This is a genomic window from Ruegeria arenilitoris, assembly GCF_013030265.1.
Classification (GTDB): Bacteria; Pseudomonadota; Alphaproteobacteria; order Rhodobacterales; family Rhodobacteraceae; genus Ruegeria; species Ruegeria arenilitoris_E.
In genome coordinates this window covers 46366-63325 of sequence record NZ_WPZQ01000013.1, presented here as the reverse complement: position 1 = coordinate 63325, position 16960 = coordinate 46366, and the positions used below count along the sequence as shown (strand labels likewise).

The window sequence follows — 16960 nt, the reverse complement described above, 5'->3', positions numbered from 1 at the left end:
ATTTCTCTCGCCGCCGGCCTGTTAATTCAGGCCGGGATGACGCCTCAGTTCGCCGAGGCGCTGCCGCCCTGAGGCAGCCACATCTTTTCCAGCTGGTAGAATTCACGCACTTCGGGGCGGAAGATATGGACGATCACGTCGCCCGTATCGATCAACACCCAGTCGCCGGCATCCTTGCCTTCGACCTTCGAGGTGAAACCGAATTCCTGCTTGATGCGATCCGTCAGCTTTTCCGCCATGGCCGAGACCTGACGGGTCGACCGACCCGAGGCAATCACCATGTGATCCGCAACAGAAGACTTACCTTGCAGGTTGATCTGCACGACGTCTTCGGCCTTGTCATCGGAAAGTGAGGAAAGGATGCGTTCAAGCAGCTTGTCGCTGATTGACTGAGAGTGGGCCATTACACCGGCCCCATCTTCGGCGGGCAAACCCGCCTGTGTATGTAGAGACAGGACATAGTCCTCCTTTGCTGCGCGCCATGAAACCCCGGCGCCGGGGTACTAATAAGGTAACAAGGGGAATGCAACATTTCAATGAACGGACGCTTCTGGGTCCGCACGCGCAGTCACTCTTTGGCGATCTGTTGCGCGACTGCGTCGTCCGACAACAGCCGAACCTCTCGCTGCGGGAAGGGGATAGAGATACCTTCTTCTTTGAAAGCGTCCCAGAGGGCGAGATAGACATTGCCGCGGATATTGGTCAGCCCTTTGGTTGGATCGCTGATCCAGAACCGCAAAACATAGTCCACGCTGCTGTCGCCAAATCCAGTGATGTGGCAGACCGGCTCATGCGTTCCACCGCTCAGCACGCGCGTGACGGCTTTTACCGACCGGATCGCAGTAGCACGCACCTGATGCGGATCGTCGTCATAGCTGGTCCCGAAATCCAGATCGAGCCGCACAAAACGGTCCGAATGCGACCAGTTCACAACCTGATTTGTAATCAGATCCTCGTTCGGGATCAGATACTCCCGCCCGTCCCGCGTCACCACTGAGACATAACGCGCGCCCAGCGCATTTATCCAGCCAAACGTGTCGCCCAGCGAGATCACGTCGCCCGGTTTGATCGACCGGTCCATCAGGATGATGATCCCGGAAATCAGGTTCGACACCACTTTTTGCAAGCCAAAACCGATGCCCACACCGATCGCGCCGGACAACAACGCAATACCGGTCAGGTCAAACCCAAGGGTGCGGATCGCCGCCAGAAAAACCGCGCCATACAGAAGCACCTGAATGCCCTTGGCCAGCAAAACCTGCATGGATGGGGTGATGTCGTCATTGCCCTTCAATCCACGTTCTGCAGCGCGCGTGCCCAGCCGGGCAAGCGTCAGCAGTATTCCGATCAGCAGTACTGCCTTGATGATGCCGAGCGCTGAAATGTGCAGGTCGCCAACCGAAATCGCCACTCCATCCAAAAAGTCGGCCACATCGTCCGTCAGATTCAACGCAACCAGCGTTGCATAGATCCACATCGACCACTTGAATATCCGTCTGAGTGTTCGGTTGCGCACCAGCCGGGCCACCATTGCAATGACAAGCCAGGCCACCGCCAAGGTCGCGAACACGCCGATCAGATAGCTGCGTGACGGCCAGGTGACTTGCTGCATCACCAGATACAGCCCCCAGGACAGGATCACGAAATAGACAAGTGTCAGGCGACGCATCAGTTGGACCAGTGTCCGCAACCGCCATTTCGGCCAGCCCGTGCGTGCGCGCGCCCACGCCTCCCAGCGCTTTTGCGTCAGCAGTCGCAGGACAAAGGCCAGCGCCCATAGGAACAGGATGATGATCAACTGGTACTGTCGCCACCCCGGTGTCACGACCAGTTCAATCAGGTTCTCAAACTGCGAGGAAAAGGCCAAAGCCATGTTTTCATAAAGATCAGACAGCGATTCCGGCAACAGATCCTGGTTCATGCGCATCTCCTGCTGGTTAGCTTGGAGACCGATGCGCCCTGATGCAAGCCCAAGCTACCGGTCTACACGTATGCGGGATTGATCCTTGATTGACGCGAAGCTGCGATATATCTGAGGCGCATGAGACTCAATGTGGCCCAACTCCAGAATCTGGAAGACCGCGCGCGGTTGCGTGAACGGTTCTTTGGGGCTGCCCGCACGGTCCTGGCCCGCCTATCGGCGGCCTGAGCCACCTCGCCAGCTATTTCTCATTACATACGGGAGAGGACCTATGTCCCCCAAAACGCTCTATGACAAGATCTGGGATGCCCATGTCGCGCACGAAGCCGATGATGGCACCTGCCTGCTTTATATCGACCGCCACCTGGTACACGAAGTCACCAGCCCGCAGGCGTTCGAAGGCCTGCGCATGGCAGGCCGCAAGGTACGCGCACCGGAAAAGACCATCGCCGTCCCAGATCACAACGTGCCCACCACACCTGACCGGGTGAACGGGATCGAAAACCCGGAATCGCGCATTCAGGTCGAAGCGCTGGACAAGAACGCCAAGGATTTTGGCATTCACTACTACCCTGTGCATGATGTGCGTCAGGGCATCGTCCACATCGTCGGCCCCGAGCAAGGCTGGACCCTGCCCGGCATGACCGTTGTGTGCGGCGACAGCCACACCGCCACCCACGGCGCGTTTGGTGCGCTGGCCCATGGTATCGGTACGTCCGAGGTTGAACACGTTCTGGCCACGCAGACTCTGATCCAGAAGAAGTCCAAAAACATGAAGGTGGAAATCACCGGCAAACTGCAGCCGGGCGTGACCGCCAAGGACATCACTCTGGCCGTTATCGGCGAGACCGGTACTGCTGGCGGCACCGGCTACGTCATCGAATATTGCGGCGAAGCGATCCGCGATCTGTCGATGGAAGGCCGCATGACCGTCTGCAACATGGCGATCGAAGGCGGCGCACGCGCGGGCCTTATCGCCCCTGACGAGACCACCTTTGAATATGTCAAAGGCCGTCCCCATGCACCGAAAGGTGCCCAGTGGGAAGCGGCGATGGATTGGTGGAAAACGCTTTATACCGACGAAGACGCGCATTTCGACAAGGTCATCACCCTGCGCGGCGAAGACATTGCGCCGGTCGTGACCTGGGGTACCAGCCCCGAGGACGTACTGCCGATCACCGCAACCGTGCCTCATCCAGATGATTTCGAAGGCGGCAAGGTCGACGCGGCCCGCCGTTCGATCGAATACATGGGTCTGGAAGCCGGTCAGAAGCTGAGCGATGTGGAAATCGACACCGTCTTCATCGGCTCGTGCACCAACGGTCGTATCGAAGACCTGCGCGCCGCGGCTGAAATCCTTAAGGGCAAAAAGATCAAGGACGGTCTGCGCGCTATGGTCGTGCCGGGCTCGGGTCTTGTTCGCGCTCAGGCCGAAGAAGAAGGCCTTGCCGAAATCTTCAAAGAGGCCGGATTCGAATGGCGTCTGGCGGGATGCTCGATGTGTCTGGCGATGAACCCCGATCAGTTGCAACCGGGCGAGCGCTGTGCCGCGACCTCGAACCGCAACTTCGAAGGCCGTCAGGGCCGGGGCGGACGCACCCATCTGCTGAGCCCCGCAATGGCTGCCGCTGCGGCAATCACAGGACGGCTGACAGACGTACGGACTCTGATATGACGCACGTGTTTGCAGGGACGTGCCCGATCTGCGAGCAACCGTCAAAATTTCGCTCAGAACACGATTGGCTGCGCGATTTTCTTCTGTGCTCGAATTGCGGATCCTTGCCGAGAGAACGTGCGCTGGCCTGGTGCCTTCACCACTTCATTCCGGACTGGCGTTCCATGGTGATCCATGAATGCTCACCTGCCGAACGAGGCATTTCAGTTCGGATGATGAAAGAAGCCCCCGGCTATATCGGCTCGCACTATTATTCGGATGTGCCGCGCGGTCAGAAGAATGGTCCGTACCAGTCGGAAAATCTTGAGCAACTGACGTTTGAGGACAACTCGATCGACATTCACTGCCATTTGGACGTTTTGGAGCATGTGAATGATCCCGGTGCATGTTTTACCGAAATGATGCGAACGCTGAAGCCAGGAGGGTTCATCATTTTCACCACCCCGGTTTATGAAACCAAAGCCACGACAGAGAGGCGCGCCTGGATCAGGGAAGATGGTGTGGAGCATCTGTTCGAGCCAGAGTACCACGGCAATCCGATCGACAATGAAGGCGCCGCGGTGACGTTCCACTTTGGCAACGACCTGTCCAGCCTGATCCTGAACTGGGCGCCGGGTGCATCAGTGCGTCAGGTCAGGTTGAACGACGCCAGCATCGGCGTACTGGGGGAGTTTCGGGATGTTTTTGTCGTGCAAAAACCCGACCCGAACCCTCCGGGATTTGTGACCCGAGTGCGCAATTGGCTCAGGTGAAGATGTGCTAAGTCACTCCGATCGATATTGCAGCCCTCGTGATGGCACGAGACGATACAAGAGAGAGTTAAGGATGGTTGGCAGAAACATCAAATCTAACGTAAGCTACCCTCATATCTAGATATTTGAGGGAGAGACTGAAATGAGTGATTGGGTCAAATGGCTCCTGCTGGGGCTACTATCCATAGCGTTTGGCATCTTTGTGCTGGGCGCACCTGTTGTTGCATCCATTGCAGTAACAGTGGTGACCGGCGTGCTGCTGCTGATATCAGGCGTGCTGCAGGTTGTTGGCGGCTTCACCGTTGAAGGTACGGGAAATAAGATCCTGTCCTTCATCATGGGTGCCGTAATGCTGTTTCTCGGGTGGTCGTTCCTCGATAACCCGTTGGAAGGCACGCTGACGCTGGCGACGGTGGTTCTGATCCTGTTCATGGCAGGCGGTATTGCCCGGATCTTCCTCTCATTTCAGATGCGCGGAACGTCTTTTTTCTGGCCCACACTGATCTCGGGCATCTTGTCGATCATCCTCGCAGGTATCATCTGGAGTTATGCCGCAGAAGAACCTGCGGTACTGTTCCAGCTTCTTGGTATTTTGCTGGGCATCGAGATGCTGTTCAACGGGTTCGGTTTGGTCTTCATGGCGTTCTTCGTCAAAAACGCACCTAACGAAACGACAGAAGCGAAAGAAGCTTAAACGCGGGGCATGGGCGCGGCCCTCTCCCGCAGGAGTGTAGACATGGAAAAGTTTGACAAAGTCCACGGGGTGGCCGCCCCAATGCCGCTGATCAATATCGACACAGATATGATCATTCCGAAAGTACACCTGAAAACGATCAAACGGTCCGGCCTTGGTGTCGTGCTGTTTGACGAGATGCGCTATCACGATCATGGCGGCGAAAATGAGGAGTTTGTTCTGAACAAACCCGCTTATCGCAATACCGAGATTCTGGTGGCCGGCGACAATTTTGGGTGTGGTTCGTCACGGGAACACGCCCCTTGGGCAATCAAGGATTTCGGCATCAAGGTCGTAATCTCGACCAGCTTTGCTGACATCTTCTTCAACAACTGCTTCAAGAACGGCATCCTACCCATCGTGGTCGAAGAAGAGCATCATGTGATCCTGATGGAAGACGCCCACAAGGGCGAGAACGCCCGCATGACCGTGCATCTGGAAGATCAGCAGATCACTACATCAGACGGCGTGGTAATCGAGTTTGAAATTGATCCCCATCGCAAACATTGCCTGCTGAATGGTCTGGATGATATCGGCCTGACGATGGAAAAAGATCACCACATCGACAAGTTTGAAGATCATGCAAGTCAGGCCCGCCCCTGGGTTTGATTCTTGGCATATACAACTTAAGAGGGTCGCTTAGGCGGCCCTTTTCTTATTCTTGGGTGTAAAATCTAAGCAACCACAACATGTAGCGGTGCATTCTGAATACACGTCATCTATGCGTCATCAATGATGCAAAGCCGCACCAGTTTTGCCATCATTTTGCCCGAAATCAGGTGTTTCCTGCCGCTTGGCTTGAGGTTTGAGCGGATAACCGCCAGTGTTGGCGCTAAATTGGCAACCGTCGAAATGATGGGCACAAGTTGGAACGAAGTCGGCGAAGAATCGACTAGTCCAGTTTGAAAGGGTTCGGATAGTGATTGCACGCACCACGGGGGCGGCGATACGCGGATTATTGGTGGCACTTCTTGTGCTCACCCCTGCGTTGTATCTCCCGACATCGACGTCGAATGGGACCGAGATTGTTGTCTTTCTCGCCATCCTCGCGTTTATCCTGACTTTTGCTGAATACAATTCGGCCTTCCCCAGCTTTATTGAATTCCGTGATGCGCCCCCGGTGAATCGCCTGCGTTTTGTCGGACTGATGTCGATGGTGTCGTTCCTGACACTGATCTGTAAAAACGCCTACGCTCCGACAGAATTGACCAGTTCGATTTATTCCGTTGGCCTGGCCGTCGCTGCCGTGGTCGACTTTCCGTATTCACCCGTTCGATTGGTGGTATTGATGTTGCCCGCAGGTGCAAGTCAGCCGTTGATTGAATTGGTCCGGATTTCTGCCAGCGTCGCTTATGTGGCTGCTTTGGTGACGATCGCCAGCTTTGCATACGCGGTAAAAATGCGCGGATGGCCGGTTGGAAATGGCGCGTTCAATGTCTGGACCAATCTGCCGCTTTTCGACCCAACCAAAGGTGGAGACGTTGTCACGCGTCTGCGCAGGGATGGAAAACTGAACATTTCGCTTGGCGTTCTGCTGCCTTTCCTGATTCCGGCGCTGATCAAGATTACAACCGACTATGTAGACCCCCTGTCGCTCAGTAATCCACAAACACTGATCTGGACATTAAGCGCCTGGGCCTTTCTGCCCGCCAGCATGATCATGCGCGGAATGGCAACGCTCCGTATTGCGGGTTTGATCGTCGAAAAACGCCGCGCCTATTCTACTGCCGAGACAACTCAGACTGCATGATCCGGTACCTGATCCTGTTGCTGCTGCCCCTGGCGGCACAGGCGGACCCCCTGCGCGTAGCAAGCTTTAACACTGAACTCAGCCGCAATGGGCCTGGTGTACTACTGCGCGATATTGAACGTGATGATCCGCAGGTCATAGCTGTTATCGGTGTCCTTGCAGCAATGCAGCCGGATGTAGTCGCGTTGCAGGGTATGGACTGGGACTACAACAATCTCGCCCTCGCAGCACTAACTGCAAAACTCAAAGCTGCGGGACTGGATTATGCCTACAGCTTTTCAGCGCAGCCAAATTCGGGATCAGTCACAGGCGTTGATCTGGATGGTGATAGCAAATCCGAGGGTCCAGGTGACGCGCAGGGTTGGGGACGGTTTACCGGCCAAGGCGGTTTGGCTGTACTCTCGCGCTTCCCAATCCTGACAGACGATATCGCTGATTATTCAACGACCCTTTGGAGGGATGTGCCTGGCGCCCGACTGCCGGTCTCAGACGATTTGCCGTTTCCATCTGAACAGGCGCAATCAATCCAACGGCTCTCATCAACAGCGCATTGGGTAATACCAATTGATGCGCCCGGGGGCAGGTTTGACTTGATGACCTTTCACGCCAGCCCACCGGTCTTTGACGGACCTGAGGATAGAAACGGCTTGCGCAACCGGGATGAGATCCGGTTTTGGTCGCTTTTGCTTGATGGCGATATTGGTACGGCCCCAACCGGCCGGTTTGTGATCGCCGGGGATGCGAATCTCGACCCCAACCAAGGTGATGGTCACAAAGGCGCAATCCGGAATCTCTTGGCCGATCCACAACTGCAGGATCCAGAACCCCGAGATTCAACCGGATCCGCGACAACGGTGGCCTGGAAAGGCGTGGGCGAAATGCGCGTTGACTATGTACTGCCTTCAGCCGATTGGCAGGTGGAGCGTTCGGGGATCTACTGGACTGATGAGACAGGGAAACAGGTCGAGGCTGCCGCCACCGCAAGCAGACATCGCCTGATCTGGGTCGACCTATCAATCCGACAAAACTAGTGCGCCTGCGTCACCACCCCGGCTTTCAGGGGCCTGTCCGGTGACAAACCATCTGCTGGTTGCAGCATTGGGGGGATTGAGGTCGACAAAGCGACCTCCAGATCCGTTGATTGAAAATCGCCAACCAGCTCGTCGAAAAAACTCCCGTCCAGTCGATTCGGAACATCCCAAAGATAGCGCATCTCAAGCAGATGCGGAGCTAGTCGCCAGAATGGGCGGGCAAGCCGAAGCGGCCACCATTGCATGCGCTTCAATGTCAGCTCATTACCGGTTGCCCGTGAAAGCCCACGCATCAAGTCGTTCCCTGTCAGTGTGTAACCCGCAAATGGAACGTCACTGAACCGTGGCAGTTCCGCCCTCATCTCAGCCAGCACAACAGCCGCACGTGCAAGATCAGGCAGGTAGGCCCAGGCATGAGGGATTTCGGGGTTACCGGGATACACAAACCGGCCACGTGCAAGCTGCTTGATCGTGACCTGATCGAACCAGTTTCCCGATGCTGTGGTGTCGATGAAGTCTCCGGCCCTCAGAATAATGGTGCGAACCGACGAGGCGCGGTAGGCTTCCTCCATATCGATCCTGATCCGACCAAGAGGGTTTGTGGCCATATGGGGTGTAGATGCCGACCATGGTCCGGGCGTCTCAGCCCCGAAGACATACACATTCCCCGGAACGATCACTGTAGAGCCACTGGCTGAGGCAGCCTCGATCACCCGCCGGTGCAGGTCCGGCACCATTTTGGCCCAATCGGGGTAAAGCGGGTTCCAGCCATTCACGATCACATCCACACCCTGCGCGGACGTCATCAGATTGTCGGTCTTGCGATCAAATCGGCGTACGTCCCAGCCGGCGCTGCGAAATGCGTCTTCGGTATTCCGGCCAAACCGACCAGAGGCCCCCAGAATAAGAACTGATCGAGTCATGACGCCCTCCTTTTGCCCCGAACTTAGGCATTCATCAGGTTTGGGGAATTGTCGAAATTCGCAGATCATGTATTCATCTGTGTATGGACAGAACACTTACTCTCTCAGACTGGTCATTGATCCAAAGTTTTCTTGCGGTTGCAGATTCCGGATCGCTGTCAGCCGCTGCTCGAGAGCTTGGGCGCAGCCAGCCCACACTGGGTCGCCAGATTCAAATCCTTGAAAGCGAGTTGGGTGTTTCTCTCTTTGACCGCCATGCCCGGGGCCTGAAACTCAGCCAGGTGGGTACGCAGCTATTGCCAATGGCGCAGCAAATGCACGAAGCAATGAGCGCTTTCAGCCTCACCGCCGCTGGGCAATCCCAACAACTCGAAGGGTCTGTCAGGATCACGGCTTCGGTTTTCGCCTCGCATCATTTGCTTCCCCCGATTCTGGCCGAGATTCGGAAACAGGAACCCGCGATACAGTTAGAACTTGTCGCGACAGATGTGACAGAGAACCTGCTTTATCGCGAAGCGGACATCGCCGTGCGTATGTATCGTCCGGAACAGATGGATATCATCTCTCGCTATCTCGGGGATGTTCCTTTGTGTTTTTGCGCCGCTACATCCTATTTGGACCGCGCCGGGCGCCCGACGACACCTCAGGAACTATTCGACCATGATCTTGTCGGGTTCGACGCCAACGAAGAGATCATTTCAAAGATGCGCGAAAAGGGATGGCCTGTTGGAAAGGACAGCTTTGCCACGCGATGCGATCTGCAAAGCGCATATTGGGAATTGGTCAGGGCAGGCTGCGGTATTGGCTTCAGTCAGGTAAAGGTCGCCCAGGCTGATCCGGACGTAGAAATCCTGCAACTGGATGTCGATATCCCTATTCTACCCGTTTGGCTTGCTGCGCCTCAGGCGATGCGACAGACCCCACGCATACGCAGGGTCTGGGATCTACTGGCCGAAGGGTTGAAGGCCGGCCTCTGAACGTATTCAGAGCGCGCCTGTGTACGTGCCACGCGGGGGATACTTGTTGTCCAGCGCGTATTTAATTCCACCCTTGATGTCGGCGATGGATGGGCGGCCAAACGGGGTCGATTGCTGCCAAGCAAAATAAAGCGACCGGTCCGGTGCGATATAGAAATGCCCCGGCTCCGCAAAGAATGGCGCCTCAGCCGTACCCTCACGACCCTTGGACATGTACAGGCCCCAGTCATCTCGCGCCGCCGCCAATGGCAGGCTGTGCCCGACACGCAAACGCGAAGTGCCCGCCTTCTCGACCGTTTCAGCCGCGCGCTCGGCAGTGTCGGTGCTCAGCACGATCACTTCGATGCCCAGATCCGCGAAGTCATCCAACGCTGCTTCGACCTCGCCCATCTGGCGGATACAGATCGGGCAATGCAGGCCGCGATACTGAATCACCAGCGTCCCGTTTTCACCTTTGTCCGCATCCAGATCAAAGCTGCCATGTGCCACGGTTTCGATTTTCAGTTCAGGAACGGGATTTCCCGGTATCAACATGTGTTTTCCTCGTGTTTTGGCCGGATCGTCTCATTGACCCGATGCGGCGCAGACGCTAGGGCCTTTGCTGTAAAACGCAAGGAGACCCTTCATGTCCAACCCCTCGCTCCTCATCCTGCCCGGAGACGGAATTGGCCCGGAAGTTATGGCCGAAGTGCGCAAAATCATCGATTGGTTCGGCGCCAATCGCGGACTTCAATTTGACGTGAGCGAGGACCTCGTAGGCGGTGCAGCCTATGATGCCCATGGCAAGCCACTATCAGACGAGACCATGGCCAAGGCGCAAGAAGCAGATGCTGTTCTGCTGGGTGCCGTAGGTGGACCGAAGTATGACGATCTGGACTTCAGCCTCAAGCCCGAGCGCGGATTGCTGCGCCTGCGCAAGGAAATGGACCTGTATTCGAACCTGCGTCCGGCCCAGTGCTTTGACGCGCTGGCCGATTTCTCGTCGCTGAAAAAGGATGTGGTGGCCGGTCTGGACATCATGATCGTGCGCGAACTGACTTCGGGTGTCTATTTCGGCGAGCCGCGTGGCATCTTCGAAGAAGGCAACGAGCGAGTGGGCATCAATACCCAGCGTTACACCGAATCCGAGATCGAGCGCGCAGCACGTTCGGCTTTCGAACTGGCCATGCGCCGGGGCAAAAAGCTCTGCTCGATGGAAAAAGCCAATGTGATGGAATCAGGTATCCTGTGGCGCGAAGTCGTGAATCGTGTCGCGGCTGATTATCCTGAGGTCGAGCTGTCTCACATGTATGCCGACAACGGCGCGATGCAGCTGGTTCGCGCACCCAAGCAGTTCGACGTGATCCTGACCGACAACTTGTTCGGTGACATCCTGTCTGACTGCGCCGCGATGCTGACCGGATCGCTGGGCATGCTGCCATCCGCCTCGCTGGGCGCACCGATGGCCAATGGTCGGCCAAAGGCGCTGTATGAGCCCGTACACGGTTCCGCTCCGGACATTGCTGGTCAAGGCAAGGCGAACCCAATCGCCTGTATCCTCAGCTTTGCGATGGCGCTGCGCTACAGCTTTGATCAGGGTGAAGAAGCAGATCGCCTCGAAGCCGCTGTCGAGAAAGTTCTGGCCGATGGCGTTCGCACCGGTGACCTGCTGGCGGATGAGGGTGTCGAGCCCGTTTCAACCACAGAGATGGGCGACGCCATTGTTGCTGCGCTGAACGAAAGTCTCTGACACAATAATCAGGCAGCGCGACACGCGCTGCCTGCCTTTCAGGCCTGAACATCAGTTCTTGCCGAAAATATCCTTCAACAGATTATCGACTGCCTTGGCAAACCCGCCGCCACCCTGTCGGCGCCGTTGCTGTGTTGGTTGTGCCACCTGAACCGGCGGCTCTGGAGCCAGCATGGGCAGTGGTGTCGGGGTCATCCCTTCGGTCACGCGCAGCATAGTCTCTCTCCAGATTTCAGCTGGTAATCCGCCACCAGTCACGCCCGACAAGGGTGTGTTATCGTCATAACCCATCCAGACACCGGCCACGTAATCCGCCGTAAAGCCGATAAACCAGGCGTCCCGTGCAGCCTGTGTTGTCCCGGTTTTACCTGCCACTTGCCATCCAGGCAGCTTCGCCCGTTGCCCGGTGCCTTGGGACACGACGCGCTCCATCATCCATGTCAGTTGTTTGGCGGCATCATCCCGGATCACACGCTCTCCGATCCCGGTCGTGGTCACCATGACCGGTGTCTCATCTCCCAGCAATTTCAGCTCGGTCAGGCCGTAGGGTTCCACCGATGAGCCACCATTCAGGATACCGGCATACGCCCCCGTCATCTCGATCAGAGTGCTTTCTGACGCGCCCAGCGCCAACGCCGGCCCCTCGGCCAGATCGCTGGCAATTCCGAACTGACTGGCGACAGTCCGGACATTGTCCAGACCCGAGATATCGGCCACCTTCACCGCTGGAATATTCAATGAGTTCTTCAACGCATCGGCCAGCGTCACACGCCCATAATATTTGTTGGTGTAGTTTTTTGGGCACCACTGACCCGATCCGGGAATGTTCCAGCAAGTGGGCTCATCCACCACAGTATCCAATGGCGAATACCCCAGTTCCAGTGCTGTCGCGTAGACAAATGGTTTGAAGGAAGATCCGGTCTGGCGCAAAGCCTGCGTGGCCCGGTTGAATGCGCCTGAGACGCGGGTCTTTCGACCGCCAACCATGGCGCGCACGGCACCGTCGGCCGACATTACAACAATTGCAGCCTGCGCCTTGGACCCTTCGCGTACCTTCTCCTGAAATATGAACTGCAGGGCCTCTTCAGCAGATTTCTGCAGGCGCTGGTCCAGAGTGGTCCGGATCACCACATCTTCGGTTGTATTGCGGGTAAAGAACTCGGGCCCGCTGGCCATGACCCAGTCGGCAAAGTAGCCGCCAGCCCTTGCAGCTGCAGCCTCTGACAACTGCGCCGGGTTACTGCGCGCTGTGCTGGCCTGAGAGGCGGTCAGATATCCCTGATCCTCCATCAGCCCAATCACAAGGCGTGCGCGATCCTGCGACCGCTGCAGGTTATTGGTTGGGGCGTAGCGCGTCGGCGCAACAAGAAGACCTGCCAGCATCGCAGCCTCAGACGGATTAACCTCGGCCGCCGATTTACCAAAGTAACGCTGGCTTGCAGCTTCGAAGCCACGGGCGCCCGCACCAAGGAATGCGCGGTTCAGATAAACAGTCAGAACCTCATCCTTGGAGTATTTGACCTCCATCGCCATCGCATAGATGGCTTCTTTGGCTTTACGCCACAGCGATCCCTGACGGCAGTCTGCCTCATAGGCTGCCTCGGATTCCCATTGATCCGGCTCATATGGCACACCTAGGCACAGCAACTTGGCGGTCTGTTGCGTGATGGTCGAGCCGCCATGCCCTGACAGCGGTCCACGCCCTTCGCTCAGGTTGATGCGAACGGCGCTGGCTACGCCGCGCGGACTGACGCCAAAATGCCGATAGAAGCGCTTATCCTCGGTCGCGATCACCGCGTTCTTTAAGTGGGGCGAAACCGTATCCGCAGTAATTACACCGCCGAACTGGTCCCCGCGCCATGCAAAGACCTTGCCATCGCGATCCAGCAACGTAACCGATCCGCGCGCACGTCCATCCAACAAGGCATCCACATCCGGCAGAGATGAGTAAACGATCCCCACTGCGAGTGCGATGAGCAGTGCCGCAATCGCCCCGACACGCCAGGTCAGGCCCCAGATCAGTCGCCAGATCCAGCGGAACAGACGGCGGAAGATCCCTCCGCCATTCCCACCAGAGCCCTTACTGGTTTTCTTGCGTGCGGTCTTGAGCGTTGTCGTTTTGCGCGCAGTCGCTTTCTTGCCCGCCGGTTTTGCAGCACGTTTGGTCGCCGTGGGCTTGCGCCCTTTCGACGGGTATCTTTTATCCGCGACCAGTGTCGCTTTGCGGCGCTTGGACTCAGTCATGCTCAACTCTGCCCGATTATGCTTTTGCGCCACCATACCGTGGCTGCGCGGGCATGTAGAGGTGTGATTTTCCGGTATTTCCCCTCTCACATGCGCCTAATTTTTGAACATATCACACGTTTTGTGCAAAAATTGTGCAACTTCACGCTGTTTTACCCGGCGTCGAACGACTGAGTCCGTTCCTTACGACGTCAGGTCGCGCTCTTTTTCTGCAGGTGCAAACAAACCGGCCTGCCCGGAAAGCAGAGGGGAAAGACGTGAAACTGATCATTGCGACAATCAAGCCGTTCAAGCTGGAGGAGGTGCGCGAGGCACTGACCGATGCAGGGGTGCGCGGCATGATGGTGACCGAGATCAAGGGCTTTGGCTCGCAATCGGGACACACGGAAATCTATCGCGGGGCTGAATACGCCGTGAATTTCGTACCTAAGATCAAGCTCGAGATCGTGGTGCCCGCCACCATGGCCGACCAGATCGTCGAGACCATCACCAAAACCGCCAAAACCGGCAAGATCGGTGACGGCAAGATTTTCGTCCTTGATGTCGAGCAGGCCCTGCGCGTGCGGACCGGGGAAACGAACGAAGAGGCGCTGTAAGCGCCGCCACTCAAATCATTCGAGGAAGTCACATGAACCTGATGAAATCTCTCATCCCTGCCGCCGCGATCGTCGCGTTGCCGCAGATGGGCCTTGCGCAAGAGGCCGCCGCTGGCGAGACCGCGCAGCATACGCAATACATCCTGACCTCGCTGCTGTTTTTGGTCGGCGGCTTCCTGGTGTTCTGGATGGCCGCAGGCTTCGCCATGCTTGAAGCCGGTCTGGTACGCTCCAAGAACGTGGCCATGCAGCTGATCAAGAACATGGGTCTGTTTTCGTTTGCCGCTATCATGTACTGGCTGGTTGGCTTCAACCTGATGTATCCGGGCGATGGCTGGACCATCACAGGCGTTCTTGGCGCGTTTTCACCAACATCTCTGGAACCTGTTGGCCTTGATGGTGTCGAGACCGATCTGTCCTACGCTTCGGTAGGCTCGGATTTCTTCTTTCAGCTGATGTTCTGCGCCACCACCGCATCGATCGTTTCGGGCACCGTGGCCGAGCGGATCAAACTGTGGCCCTTCTTCATCTTCGTGATCGTCCTGACGGGCATCATCTACCCGATCGAAGCGTCCTGGCAGTGGGGCGGTGGCTGGCTGTCCGAGATGGGCTTTAGCGATTTCGCAGGCTCAACCCTGGTGCATGCCGCAGGTGGCTTCGCAGCGCTGGCAGGTGCCATTGTGCTGGGCCCTCGTATCGGCAAGTACAACAAGGATGGCAAAGTGGTTCCGATCCCCGGCTCGAACCTCGCGCTGGCAACCCTGGGTACATTTATCCTGTGGCTGGGCTGGTTCGGCTTTAACGGCGGCTCGCAGCTTGCGATGGGCACCATTGGTGACATGGCCGACATCAGCCGCATCTTTGCCAATACCAACATGGCCGCTGCAGCGGGTGCCGTTGCAGCGCTGATCCTGACACAGCTGATGTATGGCAAGGTCGACCTCACCATGGTTCTGAACGGCGCACTGGCCGGTCTGGTCTCGATCACCGCCGAACCTCTGGCTCCGTCGCTGTTCCAGGCGCTGATCATCGGTGCCGTCGGTGGCGTGATCGTTGTCCTGACCGTTCCAATGCTGGATCGCATGAAGATCGACGACGTCGTTGGCGCAATCCCCGTTCACCTGATTGCGGGCTTCTGGGGCACTTTCATCGTGGCGTGGACCAATGGAGATGCATCCTTTGTGACTCAGATCATCGGCTTCGCTGCCATCGGTGTCTTCGTCTTCGTGGTCAGCTTCATCCTGTTCTCGATCCTCAAGGCAACCGTTGGCCTGCGGGTTGGCGAGGAAGAAGAGATTAATGGTCTGGATATGGGCGAGTTGGGTATGGAGGCGTACCCTGAGTTCTCGAGAAGCTAAAACCATCTCAATTTGAGCAAATGAATACGCCGGGCCTGATGGTCCGGCGTTTTCAGTAAAGCGAACTCACGTCATACAGCCAGGCGTCTTTTTGCTGCCCGGCGAACCGGCCCAGAGCAAACAGTTTCGTCATATAGTCCTTATCGAAGGCTTCTTCGGGCTGAACATCAAACTCGACCGGTATCCACGTCAGGTTTGTCACCAAACCGTCCCTCGCGCCCTGTTCAACGATCCGCTCGATATCTCCAATGCTCTGCGCCCTGATCAGCAATTCGAACGCGCGCTGAGCAACGGCAGTGGCGTTTTCGGCCTGCGGCGCGTAGTGCGCCTCAAGCTTTTTGTTGTGAATTACCCAAATGCGATTCTGACGCCCGCTCAGTCCAGAACGCTTGAGCAGTTTACGCATTTCTATCCCATGTGGATAGGCAAACACCTCGCGCGTGAGCCCGCCATCGACATGCAGTTCTTCGCGCAAGATGTCACCATCGGTGACCGAGATGGAAACGGGCTCGAACACAACAGGGATAGAGGCAGAAGCCAGCACGACCTGACGAATTAGCTGGCGCGATTTTTCGGTACCGATCATCGCGATAGCGCCGATGTCCCAGGTTACCGGACGTTCGGCGTCGATGTTTGTCGTTCCGACAAAAAGACGGCGACCTTTGTCATGTTCCTGCGCAATCTTGTTGATCACGTCATCTGAAAGCTCACGCTCGATTGCCGCCCGCAGAGGGGTCGTTTTCGCAAGGAACCCCTTGCCGAACAAGGCACCACCAAGGTCAAGGCGCACAACATCCCGCGTCGTGGATTGCGTATAGAACCGTTCGATCCGATCGTCGTACTCAGGTCCGAGAAAGGCAAATGGTGCAATCAAAGCACCCGTAGAAATTCCCGTGACAATATCAAATTTTGGTCTGTTTCCCGAAGCGGTCCAACCGTTCAGCACACCGGCCCCATACGCCCCGTGCTGCCCCCCACCAGATAGGGCAAGAATGTTCACGCCGCGGGTTCGGGGAACCTGTGTCAGAGCAGCGCGATAGCTGGCGATGCGGGCCGGGTTGGATTGCGAGAATTCATCTTCGTATTCTCGGACGTCCTGATCTGCGCCGGCGGGATAGAATTGCTCGTACCGGTCAGCAGGCGGAGCAATCTCATCCCTTGGATATGAAGCTTCACAGGCCGCAACGGCAAGTATTGAGGCGACCAGACATATAGAACGGAGCGACTGCAAGACAGAGATCCTATCCGGAGTTTGTGACAACGGCTTCCGG

General features: G+C 56.9%; 17 protein-coding genes. 11 read left to right on the top strand and 6 right to left on the bottom strand.

All coding sequences use genetic code 11. From position 1 onward, the window contains the following. Nucleotides 1–44 precede the first annotated feature (44 nt). The gene (rsfS, locus tag GOX61_RS20055; protein WP_058276550.1) at nt 45–404 is read right to left on the bottom strand and encodes a ribosome silencing factor; all 360 of its coding nucleotides are present in this window, start codon (nt 402–404) and stop codon (nt 45–47) included. Between the two features lie 164 nt (nt 405–568). Further along, the gene (locus GOX61_RS20050) at nt 569–1921 is read right to left on the bottom strand and encodes a mechanosensitive ion channel family protein (RefSeq protein WP_170336594.1); all 1353 of its coding nucleotides are present in this window, start codon (nt 1919–1921) and stop codon (nt 569–571) included. A 120-nt stretch (nt 1922–2041) separates the two neighbouring features. Here GOX61_RS20050 and GOX61_RS20045 point away from each other — a divergent pair, with 120 nt between their 5' ends. The 7 genes from GOX61_RS20045 to GOX61_RS20015 all read left to right on the top strand — a co-directional run bounded on the left by GOX61_RS20045 (nt 2042) and on the right by GOX61_RS20015 (nt 7862). After that, complete coding sequence (locus tag GOX61_RS20045; protein ID WP_155146764.1) at nt 2042–2149, top strand: isopropylmalate isomerase; 108 nt, start codon at nt 2042–2044, stop codon at nt 2147–2149. Between the two features lie 43 nt (nt 2150–2192). Next, nucleotides 2193–3596, top strand: a complete 1404-nt coding sequence (leuC, locus tag GOX61_RS20040; protein ID WP_170336592.1) for a 3-isopropylmalate dehydratase large subunit — start codon at nt 2193–2195, stop codon at nt 3594–3596. 104 nt (nt 3597–3700) lie between these two features. Continuing rightward, a complete protein-coding gene (locus GOX61_RS20035; RefSeq protein WP_170336590.1) occupies nt 3701–4348 on the top strand; it encodes a class I SAM-dependent methyltransferase in 648 nt (215 codons plus the stop codon). Nucleotides 4349–4490: 142 nt separating this feature from the next. After that, nucleotides 4491–5042, top strand: a complete 552-nt coding sequence (locus GOX61_RS20030) for an HdeD family acid-resistance protein (RefSeq protein ID WP_155146770.1) — start codon at nt 4491–4493, stop codon at nt 5040–5042. Between the two features lie 42 nt (nt 5043–5084). Further along, nucleotides 5085–5690: a 3-isopropylmalate dehydratase small subunit gene (gene leuD / locus GOX61_RS20025; protein ID WP_155146772.1), complete on the top strand. Its 606-nt coding sequence runs from the start codon at nt 5085–5087 to the stop codon at nt 5688–5690. A gap of 310 nt (nt 5691–6000) precedes the next feature. After that, entirely contained in the window at nt 6001–6831 is an 831-nt protein-coding gene (locus GOX61_RS20020; RefSeq protein ID WP_170336588.1) for a hypothetical protein, read from the top strand. Beyond that, the gene (locus GOX61_RS20015; RefSeq protein ID WP_170336587.1) at nt 6828–7862 is read left to right on the top strand and encodes an endonuclease/exonuclease/phosphatase family protein; all 1035 of its coding nucleotides are present in this window, start codon (nt 6828–6830) and stop codon (nt 7860–7862) included. Before GOX61_RS20020 ends, GOX61_RS20015 begins: the two co-directional genes overlap by 4 nt. Here GOX61_RS20015 and GOX61_RS20010 read toward each other — a convergent pair. After that, the gene (locus tag GOX61_RS20010) at nt 7859–8785 is read right to left on the bottom strand and encodes an epimerase (RefSeq protein ID WP_170336585.1); all 927 of its coding nucleotides are present in this window, start codon (nt 8783–8785) and stop codon (nt 7859–7861) included. The genes GOX61_RS20015 and GOX61_RS20010 overlap by 4 nt on opposite strands. A gap of 83 nt (nt 8786–8868) precedes the next feature. Between GOX61_RS20010 and GOX61_RS20005 the strand changes: the two genes are divergently transcribed. Beyond that, on the top strand, nt 8869–9762 hold the full coding sequence (locus tag GOX61_RS20005; RefSeq protein ID WP_170336584.1) for a LysR family transcriptional regulator: 894 nt from the start codon (nt 8869–8871) through the stop codon (nt 9760–9762). Between the two features lie 6 nt (nt 9763–9768). Here GOX61_RS20005 and GOX61_RS20000 read toward each other — a convergent pair whose 3' ends face one another. Further along, complete coding sequence (locus tag GOX61_RS20000; protein ID WP_170336583.1) at nt 9769–10296, bottom strand: redoxin domain-containing protein; 528 nt, start codon at nt 10294–10296, stop codon at nt 9769–9771. A 91-nt stretch (nt 10297–10387) separates the two neighbouring features. Between GOX61_RS20000 and leuB the strand changes: the two genes are divergently transcribed. Continuing rightward, nucleotides 10388–11491: a 3-isopropylmalate dehydrogenase gene (gene leuB / locus GOX61_RS19995; RefSeq protein WP_155146780.1), complete on the top strand. Its 1104-nt coding sequence runs from the start codon at nt 10388–10390 to the stop codon at nt 11489–11491. A 51-nt stretch (nt 11492–11542) separates the two neighbouring features. On the opposite strand, the gene GOX61_RS19990 is transcribed toward leuB, so the two are convergent. Then, a complete protein-coding gene (locus GOX61_RS19990; protein ID WP_170336581.1) occupies nt 11543–13735 on the bottom strand; it encodes a transglycosylase domain-containing protein in 2193 nt (730 codons plus the stop codon). 257 nt (nt 13736–13992) lie between these two features. On the opposite strand from GOX61_RS19990, the gene GOX61_RS19985 reads away from it, so the two are divergent. Both GOX61_RS19985 and GOX61_RS19980 read left to right on the top strand, forming a co-directional pair. Beyond that, nucleotides 13993–14331, top strand: a complete 339-nt coding sequence (locus tag GOX61_RS19985) for a P-II family nitrogen regulator (RefSeq protein ID WP_170336579.1) — start codon at nt 13993–13995, stop codon at nt 14329–14331. A gap of 32 nt (nt 14332–14363) precedes the next feature. Then, nucleotides 14364–15689, top strand: a complete 1326-nt coding sequence (locus GOX61_RS19980) for an ammonium transporter (RefSeq protein ID WP_170336577.1) — start codon at nt 14364–14366, stop codon at nt 15687–15689. A gap of 52 nt (nt 15690–15741) precedes the next feature. Here the strand turns inward: GOX61_RS19980 and GOX61_RS19975 are convergent, their stop codons facing one another. Then, complete coding sequence (locus GOX61_RS19975) at nt 15742–16920, bottom strand: patatin-like phospholipase family protein (RefSeq protein WP_170336575.1); 1179 nt, start codon at nt 16918–16920, stop codon at nt 15742–15744. Nucleotides 16921–16960: the final 40 nt, after the last annotated feature.

Bases quoted from the DNA above. Each gene is read 5' to 3' on its own strand.
- rsfS (WP_058276550.1), bottom strand. From the start codon at position 404: ATGGCCCACTCTCAGTCAATCAGCGACAAGCTGCTTGAACGCATCCTT.
- GOX61_RS20050 (WP_170336594.1), bottom strand. From the start codon at position 1,921: ATGAACCAGGATCTGTTGCCGGAATCGCTGTCTGATCTTTATGAAAAC.
- GOX61_RS20045 (WP_155146764.1), top strand. From the start codon at position 2,042: ATGAGACTCAATGTGGCCCAACTCCAGAATCTGGAAGACCGCGCGCGG.
- leuC (WP_170336592.1), top strand. From the start codon at position 2,193: ATGTCCCCCAAAACGCTCTATGACAAGATCTGGGATGCCCATGTCGCG.
- GOX61_RS20030 (WP_155146770.1), top strand. From the start codon at position 4,491: ATGAGTGATTGGGTCAAATGGCTCCTGCTGGGGCTACTATCCATAGCG.
- leuD (WP_155146772.1), top strand. From the start codon at position 5,085: ATGGAAAAGTTTGACAAAGTCCACGGGGTGGCCGCCCCAATGCCGCTG.
- GOX61_RS20015 (WP_170336587.1), top strand. From the start codon at position 6,828: ATGATCCGGTACCTGATCCTGTTGCTGCTGCCCCTGGCGGCACAGGCG.
- GOX61_RS20010 (WP_170336585.1), bottom strand. From the start codon at position 8,785: ATGACTCGATCAGTTCTTATTCTGGGGGCCTCTGGTCGGTTTGGCCGG.
- GOX61_RS20005 (WP_170336584.1), top strand. From the start codon at position 8,869: ATGGACAGAACACTTACTCTCTCAGACTGGTCATTGATCCAAAGTTTT.
- GOX61_RS20000 (WP_170336583.1), bottom strand. From the start codon at position 10,296: ATGTTGATACCGGGAAATCCCGTTCCTGAACTGAAAATCGAAACCGTG.
- leuB (WP_155146780.1), top strand. From the start codon at position 10,388: ATGTCCAACCCCTCGCTCCTCATCCTGCCCGGAGACGGAATTGGCCCG.
- GOX61_RS19990 (WP_170336581.1), bottom strand. From the start codon at position 13,735: ATGACTGAGTCCAAGCGCCGCAAAGCGACACTGGTCGCGGATAAAAGA.
- GOX61_RS19980 (WP_170336577.1), top strand. From the start codon at position 14,364: ATGAACCTGATGAAATCTCTCATCCCTGCCGCCGCGATCGTCGCGTTG.